Genomic DNA, 4,535 nt, shown 5'->3' with positions numbered 1-4,535 from the left:
TTCGGCTTGTTGAAAAGCCAGTTTAATCGTTCCGCCAAAATCTGCTTCGTGTTGTTTCAGGATTTTGGCTGCGCCTAATAAAGCGGAGGCATGACCATCATGCCCACAAGCATGGTGCAATCCTGGTTTTGTGGATTTATAGGGTTTGTCTTTGGCATCTTCTAATTCTAATGCATCGATATCAGCTCGCAGCAAAAGAGTTTTTCCAGGTCCTTTACCGCCAACGATTATTCCAATAGCCCCAGTCTCGCCGACCGCTTCATAGGGAATAGCCAATTTATCTAGTTCTTCTTTAATGCGTTTGATGGTTTCGTATTCTTTTAAACTCGGTTCAGGGTGTTGGTGGAAGTAGCGGCGTAAGGCAATGACGTCTTCGGCTCCTTGTTGGACTTCTTCTTTAATGGTTGAACTGGTCAATGTAGTGGTCATGAAAATCATCCTTTCAAATGTTATGTTTTATTTATGAAGCAGGGAAGAAAAGAGTGCGTTATTTCCAGACTGGAATAGACGAACCTTTAGAAGTGTCTTCGATCACTTTTTTCGTACCGTCTGATTGATAAGCAGTGACTATTTTTTGATAGATCTCGTTGTCTTTATCTTCTTCGCGAGCGGCAATCACGTTGAAATAAGGATCCGATTCTTCCGTTACAGGTTCAAGAAATATGGCATCTTCAGTAGGGATAAAGCCAGCATCGACGGCCATGCCGCTATTGATTACGGAAGCTGCTACATCCTCAAGAGCTCGTGCTGTCTGGGAAGAATCAAGTGCTTCAAACTTTAAATTTAAAGGGTTAGAAGTAATGTCTTCAATTACTGGAATTTGTCCTTTAGTTGGATCAACTTCAATCAAACCAGCTGTTTGTAAGAGCAATAAAGCCCGGCCTTCGTTAGAAACATCATTTGGAATGGCAATAGTATCGTTCGCTTTGATTTCATTGACATCTTTTAATTTAGAAGAATAAATCCCTAAAGGCGCAATCACGGTATTTGCGATAGCTGTTAGACTTTCATTGCGATCTTCATTAAAAGCATCTAAAAAGATTTTAGTCTGAAAAGAATTCAGGTCTAGTTCGCCTTCAGCCAATGCAGTGTTAGGTGTTGCATAGTCTGAAAACTTAATGATTTCCAGGTCAATATTATCAGCTGCCAGTTGTTCCTTCACATATTCCCAAGGTTCGTTGACTTCCCCAACGACGCCTAATTTAACGGTTGTTTTTTCTGAGCCGTCCGCTTTTTGATTGCCGCAAGCTGTTGTAAAAAGTACCCCTGCTAATAATAATGAACCGAATAAGATTTTCTTGAAATTTTTCATGTGTGTTTTCTCCTTTTTTGTTATATTTTTTGGGTTGAGTGTGATTTTATAAATTTCAGACGAGCCGCTCACTGCGGACTTGTCTCGCTTTTCTTATAGAGTAGAGTATTATAAGTTTTTTCTGCCTTTAATGTCTAGCGTTCAAGCCCTGACCTCTCGTAAAAAAGATGTCTACTTCCCATTGCGCAGTATGCTCATTCAGGGTCGTATTCCCTATTTTTACGGAGGTCAAAGCGGGCTTGTCCCGCTTTTCTTATTAATGCGATGTTTTTTTGACTAATTGGTTTCCAATAAATTGGCTAATAAAGACGATGACTAAAATAATTAAAGTTGCCACTAAAGTGACGTCATTTTGATAACGATTATAGCCACGAGCGATCGCTAAATTGCCTAAACCACCTCCGCCAATGGCACCAGCCATAGTCGTTAGACCAATCACATTGATAATTGTTAGAGCAGAGACCCGGATAATTGAGGTCAATCCTTCTTTCAAATAGACGCGGAAGATGATTTCTAACGGGCTGGATCCCATTGACTGGGCCGCTTCGATAACTCCTGAGTCAACTTCTAAAATGGCAACTTGGATTTGTCGAGCGTAAAAAGGAACGGTCCCGATCACCAACGGAACAAGTGCGGCTGTCGTGCCAATCGAAGTATGAACTAATAAGCGCGTCAAGGGAACGACTAACGCCAGTAAAATAATAAAAGGCAGTGAACGAAAAGTATTGACAATATTATCTAAGAATCGATAAAGTAACGTATTTTTTAAAATGCCATTTTCATCCGTTACCACTAAAATAACACCTAGCGTGATACCTAAAACGCCAGCAATCAAAGCAGTTACACCGGCCATATAGAGGGTTTCAAGGGTACTTTCAATAATTTCGTTTTTTAATACTAATACATTTTTAAAATAAGTTGAAAAAAAAGTAGTCATGGTTTAGTCCTCCTTTTAAATAGCTGCTTCTTTTTTGAATTGAATGATTTTTTGTTGGTGATTGATAATAGCGACTTTGACGTTTTGTGATTTTAAATACTGAATGGCTTTTTCTTGTTGAACAGCTTCTCCTGAAAAAACAACGACCAAGTTTCCGACAGGGGTATCTTGTAAAAACTCCACATTTCCAAAAATAATATTAGTCGTAACGCCGAAACGAAGCGATAGAGCTGCAATTAGCGGTTCACTTGTACTGTCTCCGACATAAGAAATATTTGCCAACTGGTCATTTGCTTGTAAATTTAAGAGAGTAGGGCGTTTAAGGACGTTTTCCAATGCTTGATCAAGATGAGTAGCTGTACTGATAAATTCTTTCGTCAGCTGTTCTTTAGGATCGGTGAAAATAGAAACGATATCGTTAGATTCAATCACATACCCGTTTTCCATCACGGCAACTCGATGACAAATTTCTTTCACGACTTGCATTTCATGAGTGATGATCACGATCGTCAACCCTAAACGTTGATTCAGTTCTTTTAATAATTCTAAAATGGAGAGGGTCGTCTTTGGATCAAGCGCGCTGGTAGCTTCATCACAAAGCAGGACTTCTGGATCATTCGCCAATGAGCGAGCAATGGCGACCCGTTGTTTTTGACCACCAGAAAGCTGCGAAGGATAAGCCTGACTTTTATCGGACAAACCGACTAAAGCCAATAATTCTGCCACACGCTTAGCCATTTCGGTTTTTGACAGTCCCGATTTTCTCAAAGGATAAGCAACATTTTCTGCAATGGTTCGTGAAGCCATCAAGTTAAAGTGTTGAAAAATCATGCCGATTTTCTTTCGGGCTTTCCTTAATTCTTTCGGCTTCAATTGCAATAAATCTTGCTCTCCTACGATGACAGAACCAGCCGTTGGACGCTGCAATAAGTTGATCGTCCGGACGAGTGTACTTTTTCCTGCACCACTGTATCCGACGATCCCAAAAACTTCTCCTTTTTGAATGGTTAAAGAAACATCTTGTACTGCAGAAATCGTTTGCTCTTTGCTTTCAAATGTGACACTGACTTGTTGTAATGAAATCATGCTATGTCCTCCTCTAATTGATATAAAAATAAAAAACGTCCGTCCTTAATCCAGTTGTGCTAGATTAAAGGACGAACGTTTGACCATTCGTGTTACCACCTTTGTTTAGATTAGCTTCGCAACTAATCCCTCATAAAGTACGGGAATAGAAGTATTCCGATACTCGTGCACTGTAATGGGTGCCGCCCATGATAGCCTGATATCTCTATAGATACTTGGTATCCCGCTCAGAGGCCATTTTCTTTCTGTGCATTGCAAACCTGTTTTCAGCTGCCAGGCTCTCTGTTGTTGCGCTGCATAGAATTACTTTTCTCGTCATTGCGTTTGATTCTATTGAATTGAAATAAAAAAAGTCCTTAAAAAGAAACCGATTATCAGTTCTTTTTAAGGACGAAAGCTATTAGCTGCTTCGTGTTACCACCTTAGTTTGTAACATCATTGCTGATATTACCTCATTCAGTCTAAAAAAGATTCTTGCATCTTTCTGTAGCTGAGGCACTGTAACGGGTGCTCCCGACATAAGCTTAAAAATGGTTTTTCATTTAATCGCCTATGCCACTCCAAGACCATCTTCGGTTCGACTTCCTTACCCTTTTTCAGCGTCGTGCAGGGTTCTCTAAAAAGTGCTGTCGGAACGTACTCTTCTTTTCGTAGTGTTTGTTTCGTTATCTTGCTTTTAAATATACAGAGCTAAAATGAGAATGTCAACACTAAAATGATAATTTAATGAAAGTAATATGAGGAAAAAGAAAAAGAAAGTTGTATTGGCAGGAAAAAGAAAAGCATGCTATAGTGGGTGATGGCGATAAAATAGACTATTTAATCGTCAAATAAATCAGAGTAGGAAATGAAGCGTTAAGTGCTGCAGGGATGGGATGTTGCCCTCAGACGAAAAATTGTTTCGGCAATTTGCGGTTTTGTTTCTGCATTCGCTGCATAGTTTTTATGTGGGGAGCTCTTAAAAGGAGATCTTCAAAATGAACAAAAAAAAGTTTGATGCCAGAAGTATTTCAATTATCGGCTTATTGATGGCACTCGACATTATCTTAACGCGCTTCGTGGCGATTGAAACACCAATCGTTCGAATTGGGTTTGGCTTTCTGCCTGTTGCAATCATCGCCATGCTGTATGGCCCTTGGATTGCTGGTATTGCTGCAGCGATAACAGACTTTATGGGAATTATGCTATTTCCTAAAGTAG

Annotated in this window: 5 protein-coding genes, 1 riboswitch and 2 other annotated features; of the genes, 1 reads left to right on the top strand and 4 read right to left on the bottom strand. The window is 39.8% G+C overall.

What is annotated here, in order from left to right; translation table 11 throughout:
* The 4 genes from RT405_RS12875 to RT405_RS12860 form a co-directional block, all read right to left on the bottom strand.
* Window positions 1–429 (bottom strand): M20/M25/M40 family metallo-hydrolase (locus RT405_RS12875; protein WP_313470203.1); only part of this gene is annotated, 429 nt, incomplete at its 3' end.
* A 58-nt stretch (window positions 430–487) separates the two neighbouring features.
* Window positions 488–1,312, bottom strand: coding sequence for a MetQ/NlpA family ABC transporter substrate-binding protein (locus RT405_RS12870; protein ID WP_313470201.1), 825 nt, complete (start codon window positions 1,310–1,312; stop codon window positions 488–490).
* 256 nt (window positions 1,313–1,568) lie between these two features.
* Window positions 1,569–2,249, bottom strand: coding sequence for a methionine ABC transporter permease (locus RT405_RS12865; RefSeq protein WP_313470198.1), 681 nt, complete (start codon window positions 2,247–2,249; stop codon window positions 1,569–1,571).
* Window positions 2,250–2,264: 15 nt separating this feature from the next.
* Window positions 2,265–3,335, bottom strand: coding sequence for an ATP-binding cassette domain-containing protein (locus RT405_RS12860; RefSeq protein ID WP_313470197.1), 1,071 nt, complete (start codon window positions 3,333–3,335; stop codon window positions 2,265–2,267).
* A 64-nt stretch (window positions 3,336–3,399) separates the two neighbouring features.
* Window positions 3,400–3,663, bottom strand: a binding site (T-box leader).
* Window positions 3,664–3,718: 55 nt separating this feature from the next.
* Window positions 3,719–3,996 (bottom strand) — a binding site (T-box leader).
* A 173-nt stretch (window positions 3,997–4,169) separates the two neighbouring features.
* Window positions 4,170–4,272, top strand: a riboswitch (THF riboswitch).
* A 40-nt stretch (window positions 4,273–4,312) separates the two neighbouring features.
* Here RT405_RS12860 and RT405_RS12855 point away from each other — a divergent pair.
* Window positions 4,313–4,535, top strand: a 223-nt coding sequence (locus tag RT405_RS12855; RefSeq protein WP_313470196.1) for a folate family ECF transporter S component, incomplete at its 3' end; no start/stop codon positions are given.

The sequence above is a fragment of the Carnobacterium sp. genome (assembly GCF_032094055.1).
Classification (GTDB): Bacteria; Bacillota; Bacilli; order Lactobacillales; family Carnobacteriaceae; genus Carnobacterium_A.
This window is presented reverse-complemented; position numbering and strand designations above follow the sequence as displayed.